Consider the following 26,112-nt stretch of genomic DNA (forward strand, 5'->3'; position numbering starts at 1 on the left):
TTTCGCGCGGCTACTCTCCACCGGATTTGATCCAACCCCCTGCCAACCTGCCTGCCAGAACGATGCCCGCCATCAGGCCCAGGACCGCTGCGACGCTGATGGATTCCCAGGGATGGCGGTGCATATACAGGTCGGCGGCGCGGCCCGCATGGCGCGCACGATCCAGAAGTGCATGCTCTCTGCTATCAAACTCGCGACGAGCCGTTCTCAGACTTTTTTCGAGCCGCTCTCGCGCATTGTTGAAGCCTTCATCCCCTCCTTGCGATGCGTGGCGAAGCAACTCTTCTGCGTCGTTAAGCAGGGTCTTGAAATCCTGCGCAAGTTGCGCCTGATTGTGACTGAGCGTTGTCCTTGCATCGTTCATACCATCTCCTTTGTGAAAGCCGATGCTTCAATCTATTGCAGCCCGCTCAGGAGAGGGTTGACAATTGTCAATCGTGATGTGGCGCTGGGGTGACTATGCGACCGAGCGTGAGGAACTGGCCAGGCGCAGGGCGCTCTGCCGCGTCAGACGCCTTCATCTGTGAGATGCGTCCTCCGCGTTTTCGAGGTGTCAGCGAGTACCCCCGTGACGTCAGCCAGGACAAGCCAGCGATGAACAGGTTTCAGCCTGCCTTGGCGGCGCGGCCTTCTTCCGAGCGAACCACCAGGACCGGTACGGATGCGAGCCGGATGATTTGCTCGGCGCCGCTACCCATCAGCATGCGCCCCACACCGCGGCGTCCGTGGGTTCCCACCACGACAAGATCGGCATTCCATTGCTTGGCGGCATCTGCGACCACTTCGGCCAGTCGGCCACCAAAGTTGTCAAACAGCATGTTGTCAGCCTCAACACCTGCCGCTTTGGCCATGTCCATGCCGTCATTGAGCACCTTGGTGCCGGCTTCTCGCATCACCGTGATGAGTTCACCCGAATACCCGCCGAATTGCTCGTAGCCGCTCAGGTAGGCCAACTCCTCAATGACGTGAACGAGTCGTACGCGCCCGCTTGAGTCCTTGGCCAGCTGCAGTGCCGCCACCAGGGCCTTGTTGGAAGTTTCGCTTCCGTCGACAGGAACGAGGATTCGCTTGTACATGGTCAATCCCTTTTGTAGTTATTTGACAGATTCAGTGTGGTGGATCGCAGGACCGAGCATGTTGAGGTTTGTCAATGATGTTTGTTGACGCGGCGCAAGACATGAATATTGCACACGGGTAATAGTATGCCAATGATGTTTCGCCTATTCCTGTTGACTATCGTTGCGGCATCCGTCGCCCTTTCTGCGTGTACATCCTTGCTGCCACGCAGCAGCAGCCGCACACCAGGAAATTTTGCCAATTTTGAGTCGGCCAGGGATGCCGTGCAGCGGATCGTTCCGCTTGAAACCCGGTTTTCGGAGCTCAAAGAACTGGGGTTCGATCCCGATGCCGGTTCCAACGTCACCTTGATTCCTTATCCCGACGTCGTGGCGCGGCTGGCGCCATATCCGGCCCTGACGCTGCAGCAATTGGACCCGGGTGTCAGAAAGTGCGTGGAGGACCAGGCTGCATGCCGGGGTTACCTGTTCCACTTCGAGCGGCAGGGTCGGCGCCGAACCGGGAGCTTCTGGCTGGATTTCCTGAACATTCGCCGCGTCACGGAAGTCACGGGGTGGTCGTTTGACGCATTGGTCATCGTCAGCAACGGTACCGTGTTGTTTCGAAACTTTGCAGGGCAGCCGCAGATCGACCGTTTCGAAAGACAGAGCAATCCGCTTGGACCACTTCAGCCCGCTGGAGAGGCTGCCGGGGCACTCTTGAAGCGCTAGCCAGCCCTCGTTGTCGCCTGCCTCTTTCCCATGGCAAGAATCGACCTTGTTCCATGTGGTTCCGCTACCGCTGCGTTGCAACCCCAGTGCATGACGCGCGCCAGGCGTGCGTCATGGCCTGAATGGCAAACAGCAAAAAATGGTCGAAATGGAAATTTCGGCGAAAACTTCAATCAATGGCTTGGCTTCGAAACAAAAAGTTTGTCCAGACGGGCCTGAGAACGGCTGCCTGGACAATGCCCGCTTCCTGGAAAGCGGGTTGGTACGTGGTACTTTGGGAAAAAACAGGTTTGCAATCCGGTAGTTGCTGTATGTAACTATCAATGCTAATTGTATATTTGGTTCATTTCTGGAGATATTTCCGTAGCAATGCTTCTGAATTTATTCTAAGGTTGATGCGTATAGGGTAATAGGTCAAAGTTTTCTGTATCAGTCAGCAAAAACCGATAGAAGCGATATCCCCACCAAGAAATGGCTGAGAACACTTGGCCTGGATGGGGACTAAGAGTTTCAGGAGGAATTATGGAAAGTCGCATCCGGTCTAACGTCGTTGCCAGTTCGCCAATCAATTTTGGTGCCCGTCCGGCGGGGCAGTACTTTTTTGGGCCACGCACAAGCGGGAAAGAGTCGCCGATGGGTGCGTCGATTTTTCAGCTTAAGACAGTCGACAAAGAGCGTGCTGGTGGAACGCTGCAAAACCTGACCGATCTTGCGTGGATCCATGACGAACGCGGCGCCTTCGCGTCTGCGAGCAATACTATTCTTGAAGTAGAAAAAACCCGCGTGGCGCGCGAGTTGCACGACGAGCTTGCACAGCCCCTGACCGCGTTGAAGATGGACGCGGTATGGGTGCGCGATAACCTGGCGCTTGCGCCCGAGCTTGCAGCGGCCAGGTTGAACGAGATGCTGGAGATGCTGGACCGTGCGGTTGCAGCTACCCGCCGCATCGCGTCAGACTTAAGGCCACTGCTGCTGGACGATTTAGGCCTGGTGCCCGCCGTCGAATGGTTGGTGAGCAAATTCACCCAGCGCTCGGGGGTGGTTTGCACGCTTTCGGTGGACGAAGCGCTGGAGTTGTCGGAACCCTATGCGACGGCGATGTTCCGGATCGTTCAGGAGTCCCTGGCGAACGTTGCCAAGCACGCTGGCGCATCAGAGGTCGCTGTGCGTATTGAAAAATCGCGGGGCGCGGTCACGCTGGCCGTTCGGGACAACGGCTGCGGATTTTCGCCAGCGACGCCGCGCAAGCCCCAGTCGCTGGGCCTTCTGGGCTTGCGCGAACGGGCACATTTGCTAAAGGGCAAGATCGTCATCGAGAGCGCACCGGGGCAAGGGACCTGCATCCGGGTGTCTATTCCGCTGGCGCCAGCGGGTACGGCCTGATGATCAGGATCCTGATTGCCGACGACCATGCCATCGTGAGGGAGGGGCTCAAGCGCATTGTTGCTTTGGCTGACGACATGGAGGTGGTCTGCGAGGCTGCCGACGGAACGGAAGTGATGCAGCGCGTGCGAGACTCCGTTTTCGAAGTCATGGTGCTGGATCTGTCCATGCCTGGGCGATGCGGAATGGAACTGATCAAGATGGTCCATGCCGAAAGACCCAAGCTGCGCATTCTTGTACTCAGCATGCATCAGGAGTTGCAGTACGCCGTGCGCGCCATCAAGGCCGGCGCCAACGGCTACCTTACCAAGGAAAGCGCACCGGAACAACTGGTTCAGGCCCTGCGCCGTATTGCGGCTGGCGGTGCCTATATCAGCGCCGAGGTGGCCGAACAATTGGCCTTGGGCGCCATGCCGGGCGGGGTCGCCGCAGCGCACGAAACACTATCGGACCGGGAGTTCGAGGTGTTCGGTCTGATTGTGGCCGGCCACTCGGTGACCAGCATTGCGGCGCGCCTGAATCTGTCGGTCAAGACCATCAGCACCCACAAGACCAACCTGATGCACAAGATGGGCCTGCAAAACCAGAGCGAGCTGATTCGGTACGCTATTAAAAACGGTGTAACCGATCCCCTGGATCTCTGATGGCGGTTGTAGCGGATCCATGGCTTGATTGACGTTTGTCAAGTGGTTAAGGGCTGGCCAGACTTAAGCTTGCCAGATTGAAAACCTGTTGATGGAGTCGGCCATGAATGCTTCCCTCACGCAGTTGCTGGTGCACCTTGACCCTTCGCCAAAGGTGGCGCAACGCCTGAAAGCGGCCCGCCAGATCGCCCAGGCCCATGGCGCTGCGGTGACTGCGCTGTACGCGGTGACGCCGAACTTTGTCGAACTCCCGTTTGCGCCTGAGATCGGGCCAGGCGTTGCGGCCAACCTGCGCGAGATCGACGACGAGTTGCGTGCAGGCGTGCGTGCCACGTACGAGCAGTCGCAAAAGGAAGCCGGTGTCCCGATTGAATGGGCCGAGGTTCGCGATGATCCGGTGACGGCCTTGTTTGCGCAGCAGGCGTTTTATGCGGACTTGCTGGTGCTGGGTCAGCACGATCCTTCCAGCACGACATCGAGCGGCGTCCCGGCTGATTTTGCCGAAAGTGTGATGGTCGCCAGCGGCAAGCCGGCCTTGATCCTTCCCTATGCAGGCATGCTGCCAGCGGTCATTGGCGAAACGGCCGTCATTGCCTGGAAACCTACCCGCGAAGCGGCGCTGGCCATCAGCGCAGCCATGCCTCTGCTGCAGCGCGCGCGGCGGGTTCATGTGCTGGTTTGGGGCGGTGAGGACGCTTGCGAAGACGGTCACCTGCTGAACCTGGACGGCTACCTCAAGCTGCATGGGGTGGATGCGGTGTGGCATCGCCACGGGGCCGAGCCCCAGGCATTGGGTGAGTTGCTGCTATCGCGCGTCTGCGATCTGGAGGCCGACCTGCTGGTGATGGGCTGCTATGGCCACAGCCGCGCGCGCGAGTGGGTTTTGGGCGGCACCTCCCGCACGGTGCTGCGCTCCATGACAGTGCCGGTGTTGATGGCGCATTGATGGCGGGGGGGCGGACTTCCTCGTCACGTTCCTGTCACAGTTCACAATCTTTCATAACCTGCGGCAAGCATCCGCGCCGCATGGCCCCGGCATACCGCCGCGTGATCGGTCGCGCAGCCAACATGCTTGTCCCCCACACTCGGATTTTTCTTAGGGCTTCTTCACGCTTCAGCGGCTTCGATCAGGACTTGTCTTAGGCCTGCTTTCAGCCGCCACCGAGACTGTTTTGCCGCGATCCCGGCGACAGTAGAGGCATGTTCTACCGCAATACCCCCGTCAAAGTTTTCCTGGTGGATGACTCGGTTCTGATCCGGAATCGCGTCGCCTCTATGTTGGCCGGCGACACGATAGACGTCGTTGGCCAGTCCCACACGCCGCAGGGCTCGATTAACGGCATTTTGGCCGCGCACCCGGATGTGGTGGTGCTGGATGTCCAACTGGAGGGGGGCGTTGGTCTTGAGGTGCTGCGCGCCATACGCCTGGCTGCCCCCGACATTGCCTTCGTGGTGTTCAGCAACAACGCCTGTCCCGCCTATCGCAAGCGCTATGCGGGTGAAGGTGCAAATGATTTTCTCGACAAAAGCACCGAATTCGACCGGCTGGCGCGCGCAGTTTTGAACGCCGCGCAGCAGACCACGCACTGATCTCCCAGAGTTAAAAAAGGAACACGCCATGTCCGCTACCCTCGAAGCTTTCGTTGCCCCTTCTCACCCTGCGGTTTTCCGCCAGGAAAGCGTCAGTCCCGTGCCGCTCAAGACGATGTGCTCCAGTTGCCATCTCAATTCCGTGTGCCTTCCCTGCGGCGTTGCGGGCTGTGACCTGCTGCGCATAGATGGTTTGAATTTCGGCCGACGCAGGATCAAGGTCGGGCAGACGCTTTACCGTGAGGGCGACCGCTTCCAGTTTATTTACGCGGTGCGTAGCGGCACCTTCAAGTCGAGCCTGATGCTGGCCGACGGGCGCGAGCAGATCAGCGGGTTTTACATGGCCGGCGAGTTGCTGGGCCTGGATGGCGTGGCCAATGGGGAGCACGCCAGCAGCGCGACCGCCCTGGAAGACACGGAAGTGTGCGCCATTCCATATGCACACCTCACCGAACTGGCCGCTGGAAACCCCGGGATGCAGCACATGCTCGGCCGGCTGATGAGCCGGGAGATCGTGCGGGAGCACAGCCTCATGGTGCTGCTGGGCAGCATGAACGCCGAGGAGCGGCTGGCCGCGTTCTTGCTGAATCTGTCGCAGCGGCTCAATGCGCGTGGCTACTCGGCCACCGAATTTCATTTGCGGATGTCGCGCGCAGAGATCGGCAGCTACCTGGGCATGACGCTGGAGACCGTCAGTCGCACCTTCTCCACCTTCCAGCAGCATCGCCTGCTCGAAGTCGACAAGCGCCACATCCGCGTGATTGACCTGGATGGGTTGAAGCGGGCTTTCGAGATACGCCTGCACTGACGGCGTGGGCCGCACCCTGACGCCTTGGGAGCCGACCATGAACTGCTGGCGCATCGCTGGTCACGCCGGCGTAGAACCATCATGAAACCCCCCTTGCTTGACATGGCCTGGCTGAACGAGCGTCAGGTCGTGACCCAGTCCGAGCTGGCACGGATCTGCGCCATGAGCAGGGCTGAATTGGACGAACTGGTGGACTACGGCGCCCTGGTAGCGCTGGTGCCTTTGAATGGCGCGCAGCCAGAGCGCATTTTCAGTACCGAGTGCGTCATGCCGCTGCGCACAGCCAGCCAGTTGCGCCACGATTTTGTGCTGGACCTGTTCATGGTGGCGGTGCTGATGGTGTACCTGCGCCGTATCGAGTCACTTGAGCAGCAAGTGCGGTCCTTGTCTGGCGCAATGTCCTGCGGCGTGAGCCGGTCATCTGGTGCTACCAAAAATATCTAAGTGTTTTAGGTGTTTTAGGCGCTCAGGGCGCACGTACCCGGACATTGCGGCCGTCGGCAAGAGCGGCGGGCGGATAAAGCACTACGGACTGGCCCGGTACCAGGCCTTGGCGCACCCACGCCATGGTGGTGTTGCGTGCAGCCACGTCCACCGCCTGCAGTCGCGCACGCCGTCCGTCCAGCCGGTACACGGCCATGCCGCCTGCATGGGGAAACAAGGCCCCGACGGGCACCTGCACCGCCTGTTCAACGCGGGCTGTGACGATTTTCACCCCGACGCGGAACCCGTCGCCCAGGGCCTGCCAGGCTTTTGTCGGCTCAGCAATATCGATCAGCACATTGACCCGTTGCTCCTCAATGCCCAGGGCGGAGACCTTGGTGAAGGCGGCGGGCTCCACGCGGCGAACCCTGCCTTCAATCGGTGGCCCGCCCCAGCGCTCAATCACCACCCGGTAGCCGGGCTGGGCCTGCACCGCGTCGGCGGTCAGCAACTCGCTCACCACCTCCATGTGCGCCGGGTCGCCTACGTCCATCAGGGCCGCGCCAGCGGCAATGGTCGCTTCGCTCGGCAACACCACGCGCAGCACCACGCCGCTGACCGGCGAGGGCAGGGCGAAGGGACGTGCGCCCTGGGCGATGGCCGTGGCCGCGGCAGGCATCAGCGCTGCGCTGGCCTGGGCCTGCTCTTGCCTGGCAATCTCGCGTTCGGCGTTGGCAATGTCGAGTTCGCGCCGGGCAGCTGTCACGGCCAGGCGGGTGGTGTCCAGGCGCGCTGGCGACACGAAGCCTTCACCGGCCAATTTTCCGGTGCGCTGCAATTCAAGCCAGGCCTCTTGCAGCGACACCTCGGCGCGCTGTATTCGGGCGCTGGCGCGTTCAACGCCTGCAGAGGCCGCTTTCAGCCGCGCCTGGGCTTCGCGCCGGCTGCGTTCATCGACCATGGGCGACATCACCGGCGTTAAAACCGCCACGGTGTCGCCAGCGGCCACGCGGTCGCCCTCACGCAGCGTCATGCGCGACAGCCGCGCCGCGACGGGTGCTGAAATGGTGTAGCGCTCTTTGAGGCGGGTGCGGCCGTCCTCTTCAATAAACTGCTCAAAGCGGGCCGTCGTGACCGTTGCTACCTCGACGTCAATGGCACGCGGGGAAAAGGCCCACGCCAGCACGGCGATTGCAGCGGCGGCGGCTGCAATCAAGGCCCAGGTTGTCTTGCTTGGCACTGGCTACTCCCTTGTCTTCAGTGACGCCACCATGTCCAGCCGGTCAATGCGGCGGCGCACCACCAAAGCGCTGGCCGCGCCAGCGCCAACCACGCACAGCGCGGCCCAGGCGTAGGTGCGGGGGCGTATCACGACCGGAAACAAAAACTGGTCCGACCGCATCAGCTCCACCAGCGTGTGTGTCAGCGCCCAGCCCAGGAACATGCCCAGGGGCAGCGCAACCGCAATGCCCAGCGCCAACTCGCCCAGCAGCAAGGTGGACACCTCGGCGCGGGTAAAGCCCAGCACCCGCAGGCTGGCCAGTTCCCAGCTGCGCTCGGCCAGCGCGATGCGGGCGTTGTTGTAGACCACGCCCACCGCAATCACGCCCGCAAACGCGGTGAGTATGGTGCTCATGATCAGGATGTTGCGGGCCGAGACTTCCTGCATGTTGCGCAGCATGGTGCCCTTGCTGAATGCCCCGGCCACGCGCGGCATGGCCTGCGTGGCTTGCAGCACCTGCGGCGCTGTTCCCCGTTCTACGGCGACGCTGAACAAGGATGCCACATCGCCGTCGCCCAGCAAACGGTTCAGCGCCTGCAGGTCCATGTAGGCGTTCAGGCCCATCATGTCGCGCACGGTGCGCTCCACGACCACCTGCCGCACCGGGCGCCGCCCCTCGCGTACTTCAACCGTCACGGTGTCTCCTGCGCGCAGGCCGAGCTTGTCGGCCAGCCGGTCCGTCATCAAGAGACCCTGCGCGCTGGGGCTGGTTTGCTTGCGGTCCACGTCAATGATCCGGCGAAGGTAGGGTGGCGCCGCATAGCCCTGAATCACGCCGCTCTCGCTGCGCGAACCATGCACAAAGCGCACCGCCACGCTGCGGCCGGGCTCGACTTGCAGCACGCCAGGGATGCGCGCCAGCGCCCGTGCGGCTGAAGCGTCCACCGGGTCGGTGGTCCACACCGCGATGTCGCCGCGCATGGCCAGGGTAAAGCTCGCGTCCACAATGACCTCAATCGCGTCACGAAAGAAGTTGCCCATCACGACAATCGCTACCGCGGCTGCAATGCCGCCAGTTGTCAGCGCCGAACGCAGGGGGCGGCGTTCGATGTTGCGCAGGATCATGCGCAGGCCCGGGGTGGTGCGCAGGCGGGGCAGGCGCTCCAGCAGCGACCTGCGGTAACGTCCGGGCGCCAGCGGACGCATGGCTTCGGCGGGCGCCAGCCGCACCGTGGCGGCGATGGCCGTCAGCGTTCCCAGCAGGGCTGTCACGGCCACAATCGCCAGGCTGCTCAGCACCAAGGGCGGCGCGACGCGGTGGATAAAGCTCGGGAAGTGGAAAAATTCAGCGTACAGGCCCGTGAGCAGCCCACCCAGCCAGTCACCCAGCCACAAGCCCAGCAGGTAGCCGCCCCCCACCATGGGCGTGACCAGCTTGAGGTAGTGCGCTGCGATGCTGCGGTTGCCGTAGCCCAGCGCCTTCAGCGCGGCGATTTGTTCGCGTTGCGTAGACACCAGGCGTGCTGCGACCACATGCACCAGAAAGGCCGCCACCGCCAGAAAGATGGACGGCAGCAGTGTGCCCAGCACGCGCTGCTCGCGGATTTCGTTGTCCAGCATGGCGTGCGACACCTGCTCTGTGCGGCCATGCGCCGGCAGCGCGCCTGCGGGGGCCAGCAGCCGGTCCAGCGCATCCACCACGGCGGGCCGGGAGGCCCCTGGTGCCAGCTTGAGTGCCACATGGTTGAACGCACCCGTCATGTTCATGGCGGCGGCCAGCGCTTCCTTGTCCAGCCAAAAAACGCCAAAAGCGCGAAGATCTGGCATGCCCCACAGGCCGGCAAAGATGTACTCGGGTGACAAGGCCACGCCCGTGATGCGAAGCACCCGGCGCTTGCCGTTGATGAGCGCGGTGACCTGCCCGCCCGGCCTGAGCCCATGCGCGGCGGCAAAGCCTTCGGATACCAGCGCCTCCAGCTCGCCGCCTGTGTCGGCACCTGAGCCGGGCAGCCTGCCCGCACGCAGCGTGACCAGGTTCAGCCGTTGCGGCTGGCTGCTGCTCAGGCCGATCAACTGCCCCACCACCGGGTCAGGGCTTCCCGTCAGCGTGACGCGCGCAACGGTTTCGACCGTCGTCTCGACCTCGGTCACGCCGGGTAGCGCGCGCAGCCGCTCCGACAGGCTGTCAGGCGCGCGCTTCAATGTGGTGAACACATCGGCGAAGCGCCCGGCCTCGTAGAAACGGTCGCGTGCCAGCGCCAGTGAATCCACCGCCGACAAGGTGGCCACAAAGCCGCCAATGCCGCTGGCCACCACCAGGGCAATGGTCAGGGCCTGGCTCCATAGAAGGCGCAGGTCCCTGAGCACTTTTCGGTCCAGGGCCTTCATGGTGTCACCACGACAGTTCGGCTGGCGTCAGGCGCCGCTCGGGCACCTCAATGCTGGCAATACGCCCGTCCACCAGCCGGATCACCCTGTCCGCCATGCCTGCGATGGCTGCATTGTGGGTAATGACCACCGCCGTGGTCCCCAGTTCGGTGTTGATTTTTGCAATGACCTCCAGCACCAGCTTGCCGGTGGCATAGTCCAGCGCGCCGGTCGGCTCGTCGCACAGCAGCAATTGCGGGCGTTTGACGATCGCCCGGGCGATGGCGACACGTTGCTGCTCGCCGCCCGACAACTGGGACGGGAAATGGTCGCGCCGGTGCGTCAGTGCCACCAGCGCCAGCGCCTCGTCTACGGGCATGGCGTCTGTTGCGATGTCGGTGACCAGGGCCACATTTTCCCGCACGGTGAGGCTGGGAATGAGGTTGTAGAACTGGAAAACAAAGCCCACGTGTTCCCTGCGGTAGCGGGTGAGGTCGTCGTCTGTTGCATGCGTCAGGCGGTGATCGAAAAATTCGACCTCACCGCTGGTCGGCACGTCCAGTCCACCCAGAATATTGAGCAGGGTGGACTTGCCGCTGCCCGACGCACCGAGCAGCACGACAAATTCTCCGCTGCGCACGTCAAGGTCAATGTCCCGCAGCGCATGCACTGCGGATTCGCCGCTGCCATAGGTTTTGCACAACGACCGGATGCGCAGCACCGTGGCGTCCGGCTGCCGCGCATCCGCCGTTGTCATGGGAAATGGCTCTATCGCTCTATTGGACCGCGATTTTCTTGGATGCGGTCGAGGCCTTCTTGGGCAACTCCAGCGTCAGCACGCCATCGGTGTATTTGGCAACCACCTTGCTGTCATCCACATCCTGGGCCAGACTGAAGGTGCGCGAAATATTGCCCCAGTAGCGCTCGCTGCGCAATACCTTGCCGCCGTTTCCCTTGGTCTCTTTTTCCCGATTGACTTCGGCGTCGATCTGCACCACGTTGCCGTCGATGCGCACGTTGATGTCTTCCTTTTTGACGCCAGGGATATCGGCCTTGACCTCGTAGGCGTTGTCTTTTTCAGAGACATCGACCCGCATTTTCAGCGCGGGTGTATCGGGCTCAAAGGCGACCGGGGCAAAGAAGCGGCGCAGGGCCGTGTCGAAAGTGTCGCTAATGCCGGGATCGAGTACACGAAGATTGCTCATGATGCGTTTCCTTAAGGTGGTTGACGAGAGTGGTGAGGGAGCGTCGGCGCATATCAGCTGCCGACCTCCAGTTTGTCCACGACGCGCGAGACACCGTGCGCCGAGAACGCTGCGCCGACGGCCGCATCGCGCTCCGCCAGCGAATGCACTTTGCCCCATAAGGTCACCACGCCACCTTCCACCTCGATGGTGATGTGCCTGGCTTCCCGCAGGGCTTGCCGTGTCAGTGCGGCCGTGATTTGCGCCCCAACGTCCTTGCTGCTGGCGCGGGGCTTGATGGTGATGCGGTTATACAAACCGCGCACACCTGCCAGTGGCCGGATGCACTGCTCGGCGCGGACCAGTTGGTAGCGCCAGTCCACCTCGCCGGTCAGCGTGACCCAGCCGTTTTCAACCTCAATCTGCACCTTGCCTTCCGGCACCATGGAATTCAGGCGCAAGGCACTGGCTGCAGCCTGCGCGATCTCCGAGTCGCTGCGTTTGTGCTCGGCCGCGAGCTTGACGTCCAGCTCCAGCGCAATGCCGCGTACGCCCTCGACACGGCGCACGGCGCGCTCCACCGCGTGCTTTTCGCCAAAGGTGTCCAGATGTCCGCTCAGGGTCACGACGCCGTCCTTGACCATGACGCCGATGCTCGCTGCGTTGATGGCTGGATCCCATGCCAACTCGTCGGTGACATCGGCCTTGAGTTGCATATCGGTTTTCATGCGTGGTGTTCCTTTGAAAAAGTCGACGGCCCTGCGGTGAGGTGCGTGGGCTTCAATATATTCAGCCTGCGCCGGGATGCCTTGATATTTCGCAAGTCGCTACCTCCCATGGCCAGCGGGCGCCGGGCGCTTGACCTGGCGCAAGGCCCGCACGTAAGCGCGGCCCGTCAGCTCAAGGAACAAGCACCGCAGCGCCGTTCACCTGGCCGCTGCGCAGGGCTTGCACGGCCCGGTTGGCGTCTTGCAGCGCAAAGGCCTGCACGTGAATTTGCAGAGGCAAATCGTTCACCAGACTGAAAAACGCGTCACCGTCCTGGCGCGTGAGGTTGGCGACCGACCTGAGCACGCGCTCTCCCCAGAGCAGCCGGTAGTCAAAAGCGGGGATGGTGCTCATGTGGATACCCGCGCAAACGACCGTGCCGCCCTTGCGCGTTGCCGCCAGCGCGGCGGGAACCAGCGCACCGACGGGTGCAAAGATCAGCGCCGCATCCAGCGCAACAGGTGGGAATGCATCCGAACTTCCCGCCCAGGCCGCACCCAGGCTTAGCGCGAAGCGCTGGCCCGCGCCATCACCTGCACGTGTGAAGGCATACACCTCCTGGCCCTGCGCGACAGCGATCTGGCAAATGATGTGGGCCGCTGCGCCGAAGCCGTACAGGCCCAGCCGGCGCGGCATGGCCTCTGCCGCAAGCCGCCAGGCGCGAAAACCTATCAGCCCGGCACACAGCAGGGGCGCTGCGTGGCAGTCGTCGTAGCGATCGGGAAGGGCAAAACAAAAGCGTTCATCGGCGGCAGCATACTCGGCGAAACCACCGTCGCGGTCGTAGCCCGTGAACACCGGGCGGTCGCACAAATTTTCCCGCTTCAGGGCGCAGAACGGGCAGCTGCCGCACGTCTGGCCCAGCCAGGGAATGCCGATGCGCTGGCCGATGGAAAAGCGCGTTGCCCGCGTCCCGCGCGCCACCACTTGCCCCACTACCTCGTGCCCGGGCACCACGCTGGTTTTGTGCGGCGGCAAGTCGCCGTCCATGATGTGCAGATCGGTCCGGCAGACGCCGCAGGCCAGCACGCGGACCACCACATCGTGTTCAGCAGCCCGTGGCACAGGTCTGGCCGCCCATCGCAGCGTTCGTCCCGACGGGTCCACAGTCATCGCAAACATGGAGGCTGGCAACATGCTGTCATGGTACGCAATTGCCTTGCCAGCGGCGCAAGAATGAAAACTTGCGGTTGACTTTTCTCAAATGCTAAGTGCGTTGCAAATGGCAGGATGACGGTGCGGGGCAGTTTGCCGCCGAACGAGGGTTTCAATGGCACTATCTGATTTCAGTGCGCGCGGGCACGCACCGGCGCCTATGGATTTACCGCTCAAGCTCTGGCTGGCCCGGCTGGCGCATGGCATCTCACCCGTATCGGTGGCGCTGGCCTACGCTGACTGGCTCACCCATTTAATGGTCTCGCCCTCCAAGCAGGCTGACATGGCTGCCAGCGCGGTGCGCAAGAGTCTGCTGGGCCTGCAATACGCGGCGCCCTATGCCATGCAGGGCGAGTGCGCGTATTGCGTGGAGCCAAGGCCGCAGGACAAGCGCTTTTCACCACACGAATGGCATTCGCCGCCCTATAGCAATATTGCCCAGTCCTTTCTGTTGCAGGACGAATGGTGGACCGAGGCCATGACGGGCGTTCGCGGCGTATCCCGGCACCATGAAGACGTTGTTGCCTTCACCATGCGCCAGTGGGTGGACATGTGGTCGCCCTCGAATTTTGTCCTGAGTAATCCGCAGGTCATCATGGAAACGCTGAAGACGGGCGGGGCCAACCTGACCAACGGGTTTGCCAACTGGTCACGCGATGCGATGACCGTGCTCAGTGACGGAAGGCCCCATGGCGTCGAGAATTTTCAGCCTGGAAAAACCGTCGCGGTGACGCCGGGCAAGGTGGTTTTTCGCAACCGTTTGATTGAACTGATTCAGTATGAGCCTGCCACCCCCATGGTGCATGTCGAGCCGGTGTTGATCGTGCCGTCCTGGATCATGAAGTACTACATTCTTGACCTGACGCCGGACGACTCGCTGGTCAAGTACCTGGTGGATCAGGGCCATACCGTTTACATGGTGTCCTGGAAAAATCCGGGCAGCGAGGACCGTGACCTGGGTCTGACGGACTACGTTGAGCTGGGCGTCATGGCCGCGTTAAAGGCGGTGCATATCTTGCAAGCTGACGTGGGAATACACGCGATGGGTTACTGCCTGGGCGGAACGCTGCTGGCCATTGCGGCCGCCGCGCTGGGGGCCAAGCCGGGCAGCCCCCTGAAAACCGTGTCGCTGCTTGCTGCGCAGACCGATTTCCATGAGCCTGGCGAACTGGGATTGTTCATCGATGAAAGCCAGATTGCCTTCCTTGAAGATCTGATGTCTGCGCGCGGCTACCTGGACGGGCGGCAGATGGCCGGCGCTTTCGCGCTGATTAACTCGAAGGATCTGGTGTGGTCCAAGCTGGTTCACGAGTACCTGATGGGCGCCCACACGCCCATGACGGCCTTGCGCGCCTGGAACGCCGACGCCACGCGCATGCCGGCGCGCATGCACAGCGAATACCTTCGCCAACTCTATTTGCGCAACGACTTGTCGGAGGGTCGTTTCCGGCTTGGCGAGCACACCGTCATCCTGGAGGATTTAACGGTGCCGCTGTTTGTCGTGGCGACTGAGCGTGACCATGTCTCGCCCTGGAAGTCGGTGTACAAGATTCACCGCCTGGCCCACGCACCCGTGACCTTTGTCTTGAGTTCAGGCGGTCACAACGTGGGAATCGTCAACCCGCCCAGCGGCTCGCTCGCCCACCCGCAGGCGAGTTACCGCTTTGCGTCTTACCTGTCCAGCAAGGCCCCTGCGGATCCGCTGGTGTGGCTGGAAGCGGCACAGCCTGTGCAAGGGTCGTGGTGGACGTGTTGGCAAGAATGGCTTCTGGCGCACTCAACGGTGCAGGTCAAGGCTGTGCCGGTGGTTGCCCCTGCGCTGGCAGGGCCGCCTGTCAACGCACCGGGCAGCTATGTGCATGAGGCCTAGAAATGGCTGGTGGCGACGGAGCGCTCATTCAAAACGCGTGGACAAGCACCTGCATTGATCCCGCCAAAAAATGGCGTGCTCCACGACCCGAAGCCAAGCCGTGGAACAGCGCACAACGCACCACATGCCCTGGCACCGTTCGATTGCAGTGCTCCTTCAGGCAGGGCGCAATGGCATCCTCACGCGGCGGCTTGGGATCTTCCGGCAGGGCCGTCCGGCCGGGTGGCAAAGAAACTACTGGCCATTGGCGGAATGGCCGACTGCATGGCTTGCAGTGCCGACTTCACGCCGCTGCCTGCTTCGTTGTCGAGCATATGGCTTGCGGTACCCATCATTTCAGTCTGCGCCTGAAGCCCCGCAGTCATCAGCTTTTGCCAGTAACGGTTGGCTTCCTCCAAGTCAAAACGCAGCAACTCGGCCTGAACGGCCAGCAGTTCGGCGGGCTGGGTAGCGCCGCGTAGTTTTTGAGCGGCTACCGCATATTGCTCTGATGCGTGGTGTGCCGCTTGCTGTTGAACCTGGCGGATGGCCTCGCTGCTGCGAAATAGCGCACAGGCGCTTTCGGTGGCAAAACTCATTTGCTGGCGGCTCAGGTCCGCCAGGAAGCTCCAGGGGGTGAGGCTATTGCCCTGGACCTCATGGCTTGAGGTCGGACGGGAAGTTTTTGAAGTCATTTGCATTTCCTTATGGGCTGTGGTGGGGGAGGTGGCGGGGAGAGGGATGCTTTTGCTCATAGGGTTTGTCCTTTCATCGGTTCAAAGGTTGAATGGCGCGTTGCCAGTACATGCCCGCGCTCGCAAATGGCCTGGCAGGCCGCCCAATAATGTTGACGACCTTGCCGAATCACTGAAATCGGGCCAAACCGTTGTCTTTGAGGCGGAGATGGAGCTTTTCAGCACCTTGCTTCATGACCGCTTCAGCATGGCAAGTTGCCATCAGGGGAACAGCGCAGGCATTCATGAAAACCTCTTTTTTTCAACCTAAAATTTTGTGAGTTGAATGGTTCGCTGTGTTTGATCTAGCGCAAGTGCGGGCGCCAAGCGACTCGCTAACCTGATCGATCATCCGGGTTTTTCCAGGACGGCAGGGTGGTATTCATTTCATTCAGGAGTCGCTTTGCTTATGTCCAAATATCATCAAATTCTTGTTCCGGTCGATGGAAGCCCAACATCGGAAATTGCGCTGGACGAAGCCATTCGGCTGGCGCAGTTGGGCGGCGCCCGGCTGCAGTTGCTTCATGTGGTGGACCCAATGGGCTATGCCACCGGCTTTGAGCCCGCCATGAACTACGTCAATGACATCATTCCGCTGATGCGTGTGGCGGGTGAAAAGCTGCTGGCGCACGACCGCCAAAAAGCGCTGGACAAAGGGGTAGCCGCAGACTGCGTGTTGATTGACGAGGCGCCAGGCCGCATTTGTGACCATGTTGCGGAGCAGGCCAGGCGCTCAAAAGCGGACCTGATTGTGGTGGGCTCCCATGGTCGTCGCGGTGTGGGGCGCGTGCTGCTGGGTAGCGATGCGGAGCAGATCGTGCGGCATGCGCCCGTGCCTGTGCTGGTGGTGCGCGCGCCCAAGGCGGCTCACAAGGCGGCTCAGTCCAGGGAGACCGATTCGAGGTAGTAAGGCATGTGGCAGGGCCAGCGCAGTTCACGCTCGATGCGCAGCCGCATCGCATCGGCCGCAGCCGGTTCGCCGTGCGTGATGAAGGTCTGGCGCGGCGGGGCCTTGAAGCCGCGCAGCCAGCGGGTGATTTCCGCGGCATCCGCGTGCGCCGACAGGCTGTCAAGCATTGCCACTTCCGCGCGGATTGGGACATCTTCCCCAAAAATTCGTACTGACGACGCCCCTCCAACGATGGTGGCCCCGCGCGTGCCGCCAGCCTGATAACCGGCGAACAAAATCGTGTTGCGCTTGTCCGGCGCGAAGGCCTTGATATGGTGGACGACACGCCCACCGGTGGCCATGCCGCTGGCCGAGATGATGACCATGGGCCCGCGCCGCGCATTGAGCAGGCGCGACTCCTCCGGGGTATGCACAATTTGCGCGGCGTGGGCCAGGGCCCGGCACTGCGTGGCCGTCAGCCTTAATTCCGAACGGTTTCGCTCATAAACATGCGTGGCATTGGCTGCCATGGGGCTGTTGAGGTAGACCGGCAGGTCCTGAATGACGCCTTGGGTCTTGAGCAGGTGAATGTGATACAGAAGACTTTGCGCCCGGCCAACGGCAAAGGCCGGAATGATGACAGCGCCACCGCGCGCCGCCGTTCTGTTAATGACGTCGGCCAGTTCCAGCAGCACATCCGTTTTTTTGTGCAGCCGGTCGCCATAGGTGGATTCAACCACCAAGTAGTCCGCGCCGTCCATCGGCGAGGGGGGTGCAAGCACCAGGTCGTTGGGGCGGCCGATGTCTCCCGAGAACAGGATTGACCGCCGCCCATTGTTCAATTGGACAAAAGCCGAGCCCGGTATGTGGCCGGAAGGCGTTAGTGTGGCGCTCAGCCCTTCAGCCGGCTGCCATTCCTTGCGGTAGTTCACCGGCTCAAACTGCGCCAGGCATCGCTGCGCATCGTCCCGGGTATAGAGAGGCAAGGCCGGCGAGTGTTTGGACATCTTGTGCCGGTTCAGGTATTCGGCTTCTTCCTCAAGCAAGTAGCCGCAATCGGGAAGCAGGATGCGGCACAGGTCAAAAGTTGCGGGGCTGCAGTAAACCTTGCCCTTGAACCCTTGTCTGGCCAGCAGGGGCAGGTAACCGCTGTGGTCAATGTGCGCGTGGGTCAGGATGACCGCATTGATGTGAACCGGATCAATAGGCAGCGGTGACCAGTTCCGCAGGCGCAACTGCTTGTAGCCCTGGAATAGTCCGCAATCTATAAGCACGCTGGATTTACCCTGCCGCAGCAGGTACTTTGAACCAGTAACGGTGTCCGTTGCGCCGAGGAACTGAAGCTTCATGGTTCAGTCTAGCAAGAATGGCGGCCGATTGAGTTGATTTGCGTCAATCCCGTGAACAACTGTTGCCTTGAGAGCTTGCCTTAAGAAAATTAGTGATTCCATGCTTTGTATTTGGGATGCACCTGAATTAATGCGCTATAATTTGAAGCTTGGCGGCTGTAGCTCAGTTGGATAGAGTACTTGGCTACGAACCAAGGGGTCGTGGGTTCAATTCCTGCCAGCCGCACCAGACGACAAGCCCTAGAACAGTGATGTTCTAGGGCTTTTTCGTTTGTGCGTCCGTTTTTTGGGGGTGACGGGTGCGCCCCCCGGATGCTATTCTGAGCGCCACATGAACAAAGCTTTTACCAAAGAAACCGACCAGGACGATGATGAGCCGGCGCTTGAGCCCCTGGTGGCAGGCGGGAAAAACTACATCACGCCCCAAGGCTACGCACGTCTGCGCTTTGAGTTGCTGGATTTGATTGATAACGAGCGTCCCAAGATAGTAGACGCCGTTTACTGGGCCGCAAGCAATGGCGATCGATCTGAAAACGGCGATTACATTTACGGCAAAAAGAGGTTGCGCGAGATTGACAGGCGCATCCGGTTTTTGACGAAAAGGCTGGAAATAGCCGAAGTCAGCAATCCGGCCGTCCATCATGGGCAAGATCAGGTTTTTTTTGGGGCCACGGTGGCCTACGCCGATGACAGCGGGGAACGCCAGAGCGTCACCATTTTGGGCATTGACGAGGCCAATAGCGCCTTGGGGCAAATCAGCTGGGTATCTCCTGTGGCCAGAGCACTGCTCAGGTCACGGGTGGGCGATGAGGTCAACTTGCTGACACCCCACGGCGTGAAGGTGCTTGAGGTGTTGGCGGTGGACTACCCCTTGCCGGATTCAGCCGACCCGCACAGGTCCTGAACGTCTTGCGGGTGCGGACACAGGTTTTGCATCCCCCGGAAAGTGCTGTCTGCGCTGGGGTGGTGTGTAAAACGAAAAAAATCGTTGCGGGTTGTTAGCCGGCGGACTTGGCGCGATGCACCCGGAGCACGGAAGGGGTGCGCTTGACGTTGCGCATTGCCTGTGCCAGGTGAACGCGATCCCGCACGGCGATGCTGAAACGCAGATCTGTGGCGTTTTGAGCAGGCTCAGGCCCCATCTCCACATGTGTGATGTCGGCTTCAGCGCTGGCCAGCGCTGCCGCTACGCGCGCCAGTACCCCTTTGCCATTGGAAACCGTCACCAGCAGATTGGTCTCGAAAGTGCGCACGGGCTCATCAGACCAGTCAACGGCAATAAAACGCTCGCTGTCGCGGTGCTTCAGGCGGGTGGCGACGGCACAGTCGTCGGTGTGCACCGCCAGGCCTTCTCCCCGGCCCAGATAGCCCACGATGCCATCGCCTGGAATCGGCCGGCAGCAGGGCGCAAACTGCACTGTGGCGCCCTCGCTCCCATCCAGCAAAAGGGCACCCTGCGATACCGATTCATGCGCGCTGTAGCGTTCGCGGCTCATGGTCAGCGCATCGGGTTTTTCGCCAGTTTCCGCCAGTATGCTCACAATGCGCTTGGCGACCATGCTGGCAATGCGCTTGCCCAGCCCAATATCGGTGAGCAGATCTGCGCGCGATCGATTGCCGGTAAAGCGCAGGATTTTTTCCCACTTGTCGTGATGGACTTCGTCGTCTTCCGAAAGGTGATCCCGGTTGATGCCTTCAGCCCTGAGTGCCTGGGCCAGCATTTTTTCACCCAGTGCCTGAGATTCTGTGAGCGCCATGGTTTTGAGGTACTGACGTATTTTCGAGCGCGCCTTGCCCGTGCGTACAAATCCGAGCCAGCCCGGGTTCGGGCTTGACACGGATGCTGTGATGATTTCGATCACGTCCCCGTTATGCAGTTCTGAGCGAAGCGGAACCTGTTCGCCATTGACCTTGGCCGCGACGGTCCGGTTTCCCACATCGCTGTGAATGGCGTAGGCAAAGTCAACAATGGTGGCGCCTCGCGGCATCGCCATAATCTGACTTTTAGGGGTGAGTACATAAACAGCTTCGGGAAACAGGTCGATTTTGACGTGGTCCCAGAATTCAGCCGCGTCGCGTGTTTCCTGCTGGATTTCAAGCAGCGACTGCAGCCATTGCGTGCCCAGCCGCTGCGAGGCGTCACTGTCCGGGTCCATGGCCTTGTAGAGCCAGTGAGCGGCTACACCTGATTCGGCCACCACATGCATGGCGTCGGTACGCATCTGAAACTCGATATTGGTGCCAAAGGGGCCTACCAGCGTGGTATGCAGCGACTGGTAGCCGTTGACCTTGGGAAGCGCAATATAGTCTTTGAATTTTCCTGGCAAGGGCTTGTACAACTGGTGCAAGATGCCCATGGCGGTGTAGCAGGTGGTCAGGTCCTGTACGATGATCCGAAAACCATAGAGGTCGGTAACCTGGGCAAAAGACAAGTGCTTTTCACTCATCTTGCGGTAGATCGAGTAAAGCGTCTTTTCGCGGCCAAAAATATGGACCGGGATATGGGCGTTCACAAACGTGGTTTCGACCTCGGACTGGACCCGCTTGACCACATCGCGCCTGCGGCCACGTGCGCGCAGCAAGGCTTTGCTCAAGGCGGCGTAACGCCAGGGATGCAAATACCTGAACGACAAGTCCTGCAGTTCCCGGTAAGTCGTATTCAGGCCAAGGCGGTGCGCAATGGGGGCGTAAATATCCAGTGTTTCGCGCGAGATCCGTGTCCACTTGGTGCGCGGCGCGTCGCTTAGCGTGCGCATGTTGTGGGTGCGATCGGCAAGTTTTACGAGAATGACGCGTACGTCCCGCGCCATCGCCAGCAACATTTTCCGGAAGGACTCTGCCTGATTTTCCTCCCGCGTATTGAATTCCAGCTTTTCCAGTTTGGTCAGACCGTCCACGAGTTCGGCCACAGGCGCACTGAAACGCTCAATCAGTTCTGATTTGGTGACGCCGCAGTCTTCAATGGCATCATGCAGCAGAGCCGCCATCAGTGCTTGCGCGTCAAGTTTCCATTCCGCGCACTGTTGGGCGACGGCGATGGGATGGGTGATGTAGGGCTCGCCGCTGTTGCGCAACTGACCCAGGTGGGCCTCATCGGCGAAGCGATAGGCCAGGCGGACATTCTCGATGTCTGCAGGACTCAAATAGTCCAGTTTGGCCATGAGCGCAGCAAAGCTCGCCGCCGCAGCGTTAGCAGCAGCGGGCGTTGCTTGATTCGAAACGACAGATGAAAGACGTGCGCTCATGCCTCAAATGTATCGTGGCATGGATAAAAAGTTCAATAAATGGATCTCAAAGCATCAAAACGCAAAAAAAGGCACCGCGCCGAGATGCCTTTTTGCAAGGAGTCGCTGGTGTCAGCCGGGAACCTTCTTCAGCATTTCCAGGCCAACTTTACCCTCTGCAATTTCACGCAGTGCGGTGACGCCGGGTTTGTTCTTGCTTTCAATCTTGGCGGCATGCCCCTGGCTGAGCATTCGGGCGCGGTAAGTTGCGGCCAGAACCAGCTGAAAACGGTTAGGGATTTTTTCGAGGCAATCTTCGACGGTGATGCGGGCCATGGTGATTCTTTCGGGGTGATCGGGAGCATTAAGGGATGTGAAGCGCCTTGAACGTATCGGCTCGGGCTCGTCGCTGCGCTGAAAACTTGAGCCGCTGGGCATGAATGATGGTTTTCAGGTCGAAAACTGCCCGCTCAAACAACTCATTAATTATAACGAAGTCAAATTTTCGGGCTTGTGCCATCTCAACGGCTGCGTTTTTTAGCCGCAGTTCAATGACTTCCGCCGTGTCCTCGCCGCGCCGTTGCAGTCGCGCCCGTAGTTCTTCCCAACTGGGGGGGAGAATGAAAATCAGCACGGCGTTGGAAAAAATCTTTTTGATGTTGATGGCGCCCTGAAAATCAATTTCAAGAATCACATCGGCGCCATGCGCAACCCGCTCTTCAATGGTGTGGCGCGACGTGCCGTATCGGTGGCCATGCACATGCGCCCATTCGAGAAAAGCATCGCGCTGCACCATGCCATCGAATTCTTCGGGCGACAGAAAAAAGTACTCCCTGCCATGCTTTTCCTGTCCGCGTGGTGGACGGGTGGTGTGTGAAACGGCGGGTTGAATACATGAATCGAGTTCCATCAAGGCTTTCACCAGGCTGGATTTTCCGGCTCCACTCGGAGCGGCTACAACAAATAAATTTCCAGGGTAGTCCATGCGTGCGGGTAGTTTTTTGCAATAAATTAAATGGCGGGCCAAGCGTCACTCGATGTTCTGAACCTGCTCGCGAATCTGCTCAATCAGAACCTTCATGTCCACAGAAATATGCGTCAGCTCAAGGGATGCAGATTTGGAGCCCAGTGTATTGGCTTCGCGGTGCAACTCCTGGATCAAAAAATCAAGACGCTTGCCCAGTTCACCGCCGCTGGCGAGCAGGCGGTCAATCTCGTCCAGATGCGACGACAGGCGGGTTACCTCCTCCGCTACATCAATCCGGATGGCAAAGGCGGTAGCCTCGGTCAGTGCCCGATCCTGGGCCATTTCAGGCAGCGCTGTGCCGCCTCCCAGCGCCATCGCGTCTTTCCAGCGCTCCAGAAAGCGGGTTTTTTGCAGTTCAACCAGCTTGGGCACCATGGGCACGGCAAGCGCTGCCAGCGCGCGCAACTGCGCGGTACGGTCCAGTAGCATGGTTGCCAGCCGGGCACCCTCACGCGCGCGGGCCGACATCAATTCCTTGAGCGCCGTTGTGGCCAGCTTGACCAGTTCTTCGCTGTGATCGTGCGGCTTTTTGTCCTCGTTGGTCGCGAGCCTGAGGATGTCGGCCACGCTGAGCGCTGCGGCCTGCGGCAACCATGATTTGATGCTGTCTTCCAGCGATCCCAGGCGTTGCAGCGTCGCAGGCGATGGCGCGCGCAGGCTGCTGGCCGACAGGCTTTCCAGCGATACGCGTACTTCGACCTTGCCTCGCTTGAGCTTGCCTGTCAGGAGTTCACGCAGGGCGGGCTCAGTTTGCCGCAATTCATCGGGCAGGCGAAAAGCAAGGTCAAGAAAACGACTGTTTACGGAGCGTATTTCGACGCCGAGCCGGGAATTGGCATCTTGGCGCGCTTCAGTTTCTGGGGCAGACTGCGCCGTGCTGGATTGCGCGGTTGCATAACCCGTCATGCTGTAAACTGGCATTTATTAATACGCTTTACTAGAAAGAGAATGAGACCAGGTGACTTGTTCACCGAGGCTAATTCCAAATTATGTCAAAGGTCAAACCCGCGCCACTGCCGCCCGATACAGTCATTGGTGACTATCGCGTTGTACGAAAGCTTTCGGCCGGCGGGTTTGGTGTAGTTTACTTGGCCGTCGACGGCCAAGGCCAACAAGTCGCCATTAAAGAGTACCTGCCATCTTCGCTGGCCAGTCGTTCAGCTGGCGAGTTGCTGCCGCAAGTGCAGCCTGAAAAGCTTTCGCTCTACCGTCTGGGTCTCAAGAGTTTTTTTGAAGAAGGTCGTTCGCTTGCCCAGATTTCGCACAGTTCTGTTGTGAGCGTGCTGAATTTTTTCCGGGAGAACGAAACGGTCTACATGGTGATGAACTACCTGGAAGGCGGGACTTTGCAGGACTTCATCATCACTGCGCGTGAGTTGAAAAAAGACAAAGTTTTTCGCGAGTCGACCATTCGCTCCCTTTTTGATGAGATCCTGCGGGGGCTGCGTATCGTGCACCAGCACAAAATGCTGCACCTGGACATCAAGCCAGCCAACATTTTTATCACCGACGACAACCGCGCCGTGATGATTGACTTTGGCGCTGCGCGCGAGGTGTTGAGCAAAGAGGGAAACTTCATCCGGCCCATGTATACCCCGGGTTTTGCGGCGCCTGAAATGTACCGGCGCGACGCTTCAATGGGTCCCTGGACCGACATCTATGCGATTGGCGCCTGTATCTACGCCTGCATGCACGGTTATCCTCCCAACGATGCGCCACAGCGCCTTGAGAAAGACCGCCTGTCTCAGTCCCAATCGCGCCTGCGCGGGGTTTATTCGGACAATCTGATTGAAGTCGTCGAATGGTGCATGTCCCTGGACCCGTTGTCGCGCCCTCAATCGGTGTTTGCCTTGCAAAAGGAGTTGAGCCGGGAGGGTGAGCGTCGGTACACCAAACTCTCGGTGGGTGAGAAGGTCCGCCTGCAGCTTGACAGCATAGTTTCTTCTGATACAAAAAAACCTGTGCGTAAAGCTACGGATGCAGCGACGAGATTCAAATGAAATTTTCGGTCTTTCAGGTCAGCCGCCAAGGAGGGCGGGAAACAAACGAAGACCGCATGGGTTACTGCTACACCCGCGAATCGGGCTTGTTTTTGCTGGCCGACGGTATGGGTGGCCATCCTGAGGGTGAAGTAGCGGCGCAGCTTGCATTGCAGACCATCTCAGCGCTATACCAAAAACAAGCGCGCCCTGTGATTGACAACATGGCGGACTTTTTATCGAGCGCCCTGAATGCCGCGCATCTTGAAATCACGCGCTACGCCACTGCGAAAGGCATGCTCGACACGCCCCGCACAACGCTTGTCGCGGTCATCTTGCAGGATTCCGGCGCCGCATGGGCGCATTGCGGAGACTCGCGGCTGTATGTGGTGCGCGATGGCGAACTGTTGAGCCGTACCCGGGACCATTCTTATCTGGAGCAGCAAGGCGCTGGCGGGCGCAGTCCTGTGCCGCTCAACCGTAACATCCTTTTTACCTGCCTGGGTTCGCCTACTCAACCGGTTTTTGACATCGCTGGTCCGGTCGTTCTGCAACAGGGCGACAAGCTGCTGTTATGTTCCGACGGACTGTGGGACAACCTGAGCGATACCGAAATTGTCAGCGAGATATCCAGCAAGGGCGTGGCTGAAGCGGTCCCCGACCTGGTTGAAAGTGCTTTGCGTGCCGGGGGGGCGCAGAGCGACAACGTGACGGCCATGGCGATTGAGTGGGAAACCCCGGATGCGTTTGAGTCCACCTACGCCGTGTCTACTGATAGCATCATGGACGGGGTGTTCGCCTCCACCATCCAGGCTGGCCTGCTTGACACCGAGATCGATGAACTCGATGACGCGACGATCGAACGGTCCATCGCTGAAATCAATGAGGCCATCCGCCGCTCGGCCGCCAAAAGAGCCTGACATCGAAGTGCCTGGCTCTGGCGTGTCTGGCCAAGTGATGGCGCCGCTTTTTCGCGTCAGGAAATGGACGCCCTGCTCTTGCTGGCTGAAAAAGGCATTGCCGAGCTGGTGTCCCTGCAGAAGCAGTTACTACTAAATCAATAGCTATATATGCCCGAATAATATGGGCTATAGGCACTTTTTACTATGAAAATCGTACTTGCATCGAACAACCCTGGCAAGCTCGCAGAGCTGCAGGCCATGCTGGCCCCGTTGGGGCTGGAACTGCTCAGCCAGGCCGCGCTGGGCATTCCTGAGGCCGATGAGCCTTTTCGCACCTTTGTAGAGAATGCGCTGGCCAAAGCCCGGCACGCATCCAAATTCAGCGGCTTGCCGGCGTTGGCCGACGACGCGGGCCTGTGCGTCGACGCGTTTGGTGGACTGCCCGGCGTCGACACCGCGTTTTACGCCACCCTGTTTGGCTACGCCAAGGGTGACGACAACAACGTCAAAGCGCTGCTGGAACAAATGGCGGACCTGACCAAACCCGCCCAGCGCCGTGCCGCGCTGGTCAGCACGCTGGTGGCGGTTCGCGCTGCCGATGATCCGGAGCCCCTGATCGCCTGCGGGCGGGTGGCGGGCGAAATTGCGATGGCGCCCGTGGGCAGCAACGGGTTTGGTTTTGACCCGGTGATGTTCATTCCCGAGTTTGGCCAAACCTTTGCCCAGTTGCCTGTGGCGGTGAAAAACGCGCATAGCCACCGCGGCAAGGCTACCCGCGAGATGATGGCGCTGATGCGTGCGCGCTGGCTGCCGGCCCGGAGCGACTAA

At 60.3% G+C, this 26,112-nt stretch carries 27 protein-coding genes, 1 tRNA gene and 1 pseudogene; 15 read left to right on the forward strand and 14 right to left on the reverse strand.

What is annotated here, in order from left to right; translation table 11 throughout:
* Positions 1-10: 10 nt before the first annotated feature.
* Both IV091_RS06670 and IV091_RS06675 read right to left on the reverse strand, forming a co-directional pair.
* Positions 11-364: a DUF883 family protein gene (locus tag IV091_RS06670; RefSeq protein WP_293466738.1), complete on the reverse strand. Its 354-nt coding sequence runs from the start codon at positions 362-364 to the stop codon at positions 11-13.
* Positions 365-605: 241 nt separating this feature from the next.
* Positions 606-1,076: a universal stress protein gene (locus IV091_RS06675; protein ID WP_293466741.1), complete on the reverse strand. Its 471-nt coding sequence runs from the start codon at positions 1,074-1,076 to the stop codon at positions 606-608.
* Positions 1,077-1,274: 198 nt separating this feature from the next.
* Here IV091_RS06675 and IV091_RS06680 point away from each other — a divergent pair, with 198 nt between their 5' ends.
* The 7 genes from IV091_RS06680 to IV091_RS06710 all read left to right on the forward strand — a co-directional run bounded on the left by IV091_RS06680 (position 1,275) and on the right by IV091_RS06710 (position 6,656).
* Entirely contained in the window at positions 1,275-1,787 is a 513-nt protein-coding gene (locus tag IV091_RS06680; RefSeq protein WP_293466743.1) for a hypothetical protein, read from the forward strand.
* 633 nt (positions 1,788-2,420) lie between these two features.
* Positions 2,421-3,170 (forward strand): sensor histidine kinase, encoded by a 750-nt coding sequence (locus IV091_RS06685; protein WP_293466745.1) that lies wholly within the window; start codon positions 2,421-2,423, stop codon positions 3,168-3,170.
* Entirely contained in the window at positions 3,170-3,814 is a 645-nt protein-coding gene (locus IV091_RS06690; protein ID WP_293466747.1) for a response regulator transcription factor, read from the forward strand. Before IV091_RS06685 ends, IV091_RS06690 begins: the two co-directional genes overlap by 1 nt.
* 103 nt (positions 3,815-3,917) lie before the next feature.
* A complete protein-coding gene (locus IV091_RS06695) occupies positions 3,918-4,760 on the forward strand; it encodes a universal stress protein (protein ID WP_293466749.1) in 843 nt (280 codons plus the stop codon).
* 254 nt (positions 4,761-5,014) lie between these two features.
* Entirely contained in the window at positions 5,015-5,404 is a 390-nt protein-coding gene (locus tag IV091_RS06700) for a response regulator (RefSeq protein ID WP_293466750.1), read from the forward strand.
* A gap of 28 nt (positions 5,405-5,432) precedes the next feature.
* Entirely contained in the window at positions 5,433-6,212 is a 780-nt protein-coding gene (locus tag IV091_RS06705) for a helix-turn-helix domain-containing protein (RefSeq protein ID WP_293466752.1), read from the forward strand.
* An 81-nt stretch (positions 6,213-6,293) separates the two neighbouring features.
* Positions 6,294-6,656, forward strand: a complete 363-nt coding sequence (locus tag IV091_RS06710) for a chaperone modulator CbpM (protein ID WP_293466755.1) — start codon at positions 6,294-6,296, stop codon at positions 6,654-6,656.
* A gap of 22 nt (positions 6,657-6,678) precedes the next feature.
* Here the strand turns inward: IV091_RS06710 and IV091_RS06715 are convergent, their stop codons facing one another.
* From IV091_RS06715 to IV091_RS06740, 6 genes are all read right to left on the reverse strand, one after another.
* Positions 6,679-7,875 (reverse strand): HlyD family efflux transporter periplasmic adaptor subunit, encoded by a 1,197-nt coding sequence (locus IV091_RS06715; RefSeq protein ID WP_293466758.1) that lies wholly within the window; start codon positions 7,873-7,875, stop codon positions 6,679-6,681.
* A gap of 3 nt (positions 7,876-7,878) precedes the next feature.
* Entirely contained in the window at positions 7,879-10,245 is a 2,367-nt protein-coding gene (locus IV091_RS06720) for an ABC transporter permease (protein WP_293466761.1), read from the reverse strand.
* A 4-nt stretch (positions 10,246-10,249) separates the two neighbouring features.
* A complete protein-coding gene (locus IV091_RS06725) occupies positions 10,250-10,981 on the reverse strand; it encodes an ABC transporter ATP-binding protein (RefSeq protein WP_293466763.1) in 732 nt (243 codons plus the stop codon).
* 19 nt (positions 10,982-11,000) lie between these two features.
* Positions 11,001-11,429 (reverse strand): Hsp20/alpha crystallin family protein, encoded by a 429-nt coding sequence (locus tag IV091_RS06730; protein ID WP_293466766.1) that lies wholly within the window; start codon positions 11,427-11,429, stop codon positions 11,001-11,003.
* A gap of 53 nt (positions 11,430-11,482) precedes the next feature.
* Positions 11,483-12,136: a BON domain-containing protein gene (locus IV091_RS06735; protein ID WP_293466769.1), complete on the reverse strand. Its 654-nt coding sequence runs from the start codon at positions 12,134-12,136 to the stop codon at positions 11,483-11,485.
* A 172-nt stretch (positions 12,137-12,308) separates the two neighbouring features.
* On the reverse strand, positions 12,309-13,310 hold the full coding sequence (locus tag IV091_RS06740; protein ID WP_366806981.1) for a zinc-dependent alcohol dehydrogenase family protein: 1,002 nt from the start codon (positions 13,308-13,310) through the stop codon (positions 12,309-12,311).
* 136 nt (positions 13,311-13,446) lie between these two features.
* Here IV091_RS06740 and IV091_RS06745 point away from each other — a divergent pair, with 136 nt between their 5' ends.
* Complete coding sequence (locus tag IV091_RS06745; RefSeq protein ID WP_293466775.1) at positions 13,447-15,201, forward strand: alpha/beta fold hydrolase; 1,755 nt, start codon at positions 13,447-13,449, stop codon at positions 15,199-15,201.
* Between the two features lie 179 nt (positions 15,202-15,380).
* Here the strand turns inward: IV091_RS06745 and IV091_RS06750 are convergent, their stop codons facing one another.
* On the reverse strand, positions 15,381-15,875 hold the full coding sequence (locus IV091_RS06750; RefSeq protein WP_293466778.1) for a phasin family protein: 495 nt from the start codon (positions 15,873-15,875) through the stop codon (positions 15,381-15,383).
* Between the two features lie 448 nt (positions 15,876-16,323).
* Here IV091_RS06750 and IV091_RS06755 point away from each other — a divergent pair, with 448 nt between their 5' ends.
* The gene (locus tag IV091_RS06755) at positions 16,324-16,821 is read left to right on the forward strand and encodes a universal stress protein (protein ID WP_293466781.1); all 498 of its coding nucleotides are present in this window, start codon (positions 16,324-16,326) and stop codon (positions 16,819-16,821) included.
* Here the strand turns inward: IV091_RS06755 and IV091_RS06760 are convergent.
* Positions 16,794-18,152 (reverse strand): MBL fold metallo-hydrolase, encoded by a 1,359-nt coding sequence (locus tag IV091_RS06760; protein ID WP_293466783.1) that lies wholly within the window; start codon positions 18,150-18,152, stop codon positions 16,794-16,796. The two genes, IV091_RS06755 and IV091_RS06760, sit on opposite strands and share 28 nt — an antisense overlap.
* Positions 18,153-18,304: 152 nt before the next feature.
* Here IV091_RS06760 and IV091_RS06765 point away from each other — a divergent pair.
* Both IV091_RS06765 and greB read left to right on the forward strand, forming a co-directional pair.
* A tRNA-Arg gene (locus IV091_RS06765) sits at positions 18,305-18,381 on the forward strand.
* Between the two features lie 102 nt (positions 18,382-18,483).
* A complete protein-coding gene (gene greB / locus IV091_RS06770) occupies positions 18,484-19,056 on the forward strand; it encodes a transcription elongation factor GreB (protein ID WP_293466785.1) in 573 nt (190 codons plus the stop codon).
* Between the two features lie 94 nt (positions 19,057-19,150).
* Here the strand turns inward: greB and IV091_RS06775 are convergent, their stop codons facing one another.
* From IV091_RS06775 to IV091_RS06790, 4 genes are all read right to left on the reverse strand, one after another.
* Complete coding sequence (locus tag IV091_RS06775; protein ID WP_293466787.1) at positions 19,151-21,397, reverse strand: bifunctional (p)ppGpp synthetase/guanosine-3',5'-bis(diphosphate) 3'-pyrophosphohydrolase; 2,247 nt, start codon at positions 21,395-21,397, stop codon at positions 19,151-19,153.
* A gap of 111 nt (positions 21,398-21,508) precedes the next feature.
* A complete protein-coding gene (gene rpoZ / locus IV091_RS06780) occupies positions 21,509-21,712 on the reverse strand; it encodes a DNA-directed RNA polymerase subunit omega (protein ID WP_091999183.1) in 204 nt (67 codons plus the stop codon).
* Positions 21,713-21,740: 28 nt separating this feature from the next.
* A complete protein-coding gene (gene gmk / locus IV091_RS06785) occupies positions 21,741-22,361 on the reverse strand; it encodes a guanylate kinase (protein WP_293466799.1) in 621 nt (206 codons plus the stop codon).
* Positions 22,362-22,406: 45 nt separating this feature from the next.
* On the reverse strand, positions 22,407-23,324 hold the full coding sequence (locus tag IV091_RS06790; protein ID WP_293466802.1) for a YicC/YloC family endoribonuclease: 918 nt from the start codon (positions 23,322-23,324) through the stop codon (positions 22,407-22,409).
* A gap of 68 nt (positions 23,325-23,392) precedes the next feature.
* On the opposite strand from IV091_RS06790, the gene IV091_RS06795 reads away from it, so the two are divergent.
* From IV091_RS06795 to IV091_RS06810, 4 genes and pseudogenes are all read left to right on the forward strand, one after another.
* Positions 23,393-24,403 carry a serine/threonine-protein kinase gene (locus IV091_RS06795; protein ID WP_293466805.1) on the forward strand — a complete coding sequence of 337 codons (1,011 nt, stop codon included), beginning with the start codon at positions 23,393-23,395 and terminating at the stop codon, positions 24,401-24,403.
* The gene (locus IV091_RS06800) at positions 24,400-25,302 is read left to right on the forward strand and encodes a protein phosphatase 2C domain-containing protein (protein WP_293466808.1); all 903 of its coding nucleotides are present in this window, start codon (positions 24,400-24,402) and stop codon (positions 25,300-25,302) included. Before IV091_RS06795 ends, IV091_RS06800 begins: the two co-directional genes overlap by 4 nt.
* Before the next feature lie 33 nt (positions 25,303-25,335).
* Positions 25,336-25,446, forward strand: a pseudogene (gene rph / locus IV091_RS06805) (ribonuclease PH); the annotation flags it as partial.
* A gap of 42 nt (positions 25,447-25,488) precedes the next feature.
* Positions 25,489-26,112, forward strand: a complete 624-nt coding sequence (locus IV091_RS06810) for a non-canonical purine NTP pyrophosphatase (protein ID WP_293466811.1) — start codon at positions 25,489-25,491, stop codon at positions 26,110-26,112.

It is taken from the genome of Polaromonas sp. (assembly GCF_018780625.1).
Classification (GTDB): Bacteria; Pseudomonadota; Gammaproteobacteria; order Burkholderiales; family Burkholderiaceae_C; genus Polaromonas.

What these genes read in the sequence shown, in the direction of transcription:
- IV091_RS06750 (WP_293466778.1), bottom strand. Translation starts at nt 15,875, where the DNA reads ATGACTTCAAAAACTTCCCGTCCGACCTCAAGCCATGAGGTCCAGGGC.
- IV091_RS06685 (WP_293466745.1), top strand. Translation starts at nt 2,421, where the DNA reads ATGGGTGCGTCGATTTTTCAGCTTAAGACAGTCGACAAAGAGCGTGCT.
- IV091_RS06720 (WP_293466761.1), bottom strand. Translation starts at nt 10,245, where the DNA reads ATGAAGGCCCTGGACCGAAAAGTGCTCAGGGACCTGCGCCTTCTATGG.
- IV091_RS06690 (WP_293466747.1), top strand. Translation starts at nt 3,170, where the DNA reads ATGATCAGGATCCTGATTGCCGACGACCATGCCATCGTGAGGGAGGGG.
- IV091_RS06695 (WP_293466749.1), top strand. Translation starts at nt 3,918, where the DNA reads ATGAATGCTTCCCTCACGCAGTTGCTGGTGCACCTTGACCCTTCGCCA.
- IV091_RS06790 (WP_293466802.1), bottom strand. Translation starts at nt 23,324, where the DNA reads ATGCCAGTTTACAGCATGACGGGTTATGCAACCGCGCAATCCAGCACG.
- IV091_RS06710 (WP_293466755.1), top strand. Translation starts at nt 6,294, where the DNA reads ATGAAACCCCCCTTGCTTGACATGGCCTGGCTGAACGAGCGTCAGGTC.
- greB (WP_293466785.1), top strand. Translation starts at nt 18,484, where the DNA reads ATGAACAAAGCTTTTACCAAAGAAACCGACCAGGACGATGATGAGCCG.
- IV091_RS06745 (WP_293466775.1), top strand. Translation starts at nt 13,447, where the DNA reads ATGGCACTATCTGATTTCAGTGCGCGCGGGCACGCACCGGCGCCTATG.
- IV091_RS06675 (WP_293466741.1), bottom strand. Translation starts at nt 1,076, where the DNA reads ATGTACAAGCGAATCCTCGTTCCTGTCGACGGAAGCGAAACTTCCAAC.
- IV091_RS06755 (WP_293466781.1), top strand. Translation starts at nt 16,324, where the DNA reads ATGTCCAAATATCATCAAATTCTTGTTCCGGTCGATGGAAGCCCAACA.
- rpoZ (WP_091999183.1), bottom strand. Translation starts at nt 21,712, where the DNA reads ATGGCCCGCATCACCGTCGAAGATTGCCTCGAAAAAATCCCTAACCGT.
- IV091_RS06700 (WP_293466750.1), top strand. Translation starts at nt 5,015, where the DNA reads ATGTTCTACCGCAATACCCCCGTCAAAGTTTTCCTGGTGGATGACTCG.
- IV091_RS06800 (WP_293466808.1), top strand. Translation starts at nt 24,400, where the DNA reads ATGAAATTTTCGGTCTTTCAGGTCAGCCGCCAAGGAGGGCGGGAAACA.
- IV091_RS06730 (WP_293466766.1), bottom strand. Translation starts at nt 11,429, where the DNA reads ATGAGCAATCTTCGTGTACTCGATCCCGGCATTAGCGACACTTTCGAC.
- gmk (WP_293466799.1), bottom strand. Translation starts at nt 22,361, where the DNA reads ATGGACTACCCTGGAAATTTATTTGTTGTAGCCGCTCCGAGTGGAGCC.
- IV091_RS06810 (WP_293466811.1), top strand. Translation starts at nt 25,489, where the DNA reads ATGAAAATCGTACTTGCATCGAACAACCCTGGCAAGCTCGCAGAGCTG.
- IV091_RS06705 (WP_293466752.1), top strand. Translation starts at nt 5,433, where the DNA reads ATGTCCGCTACCCTCGAAGCTTTCGTTGCCCCTTCTCACCCTGCGGTT.
- IV091_RS06735 (WP_293466769.1), bottom strand. Translation starts at nt 12,136, where the DNA reads ATGAAAACCGATATGCAACTCAAGGCCGATGTCACCGACGAGTTGGCA.
- IV091_RS06670 (WP_293466738.1), bottom strand. Translation starts at nt 364, where the DNA reads ATGAACGATGCAAGGACAACGCTCAGTCACAATCAGGCGCAACTTGCG.
- IV091_RS06725 (WP_293466763.1), bottom strand. Translation starts at nt 10,981, where the DNA reads ATGACAACGGCGGATGCGCGGCAGCCGGACGCCACGGTGCTGCGCATC.
- IV091_RS06795 (WP_293466805.1), top strand. Translation starts at nt 23,393, where the DNA reads ATGTCAAAGGTCAAACCCGCGCCACTGCCGCCCGATACAGTCATTGGT.
- IV091_RS06760 (WP_293466783.1), bottom strand. Translation starts at nt 18,152, where the DNA reads ATGAAGCTTCAGTTCCTCGGCGCAACGGACACCGTTACTGGTTCAAAG.
- IV091_RS06775 (WP_293466787.1), bottom strand. Translation starts at nt 21,397, where the DNA reads ATGAGCGCACGTCTTTCATCTGTCGTTTCGAATCAAGCAACGCCCGCT.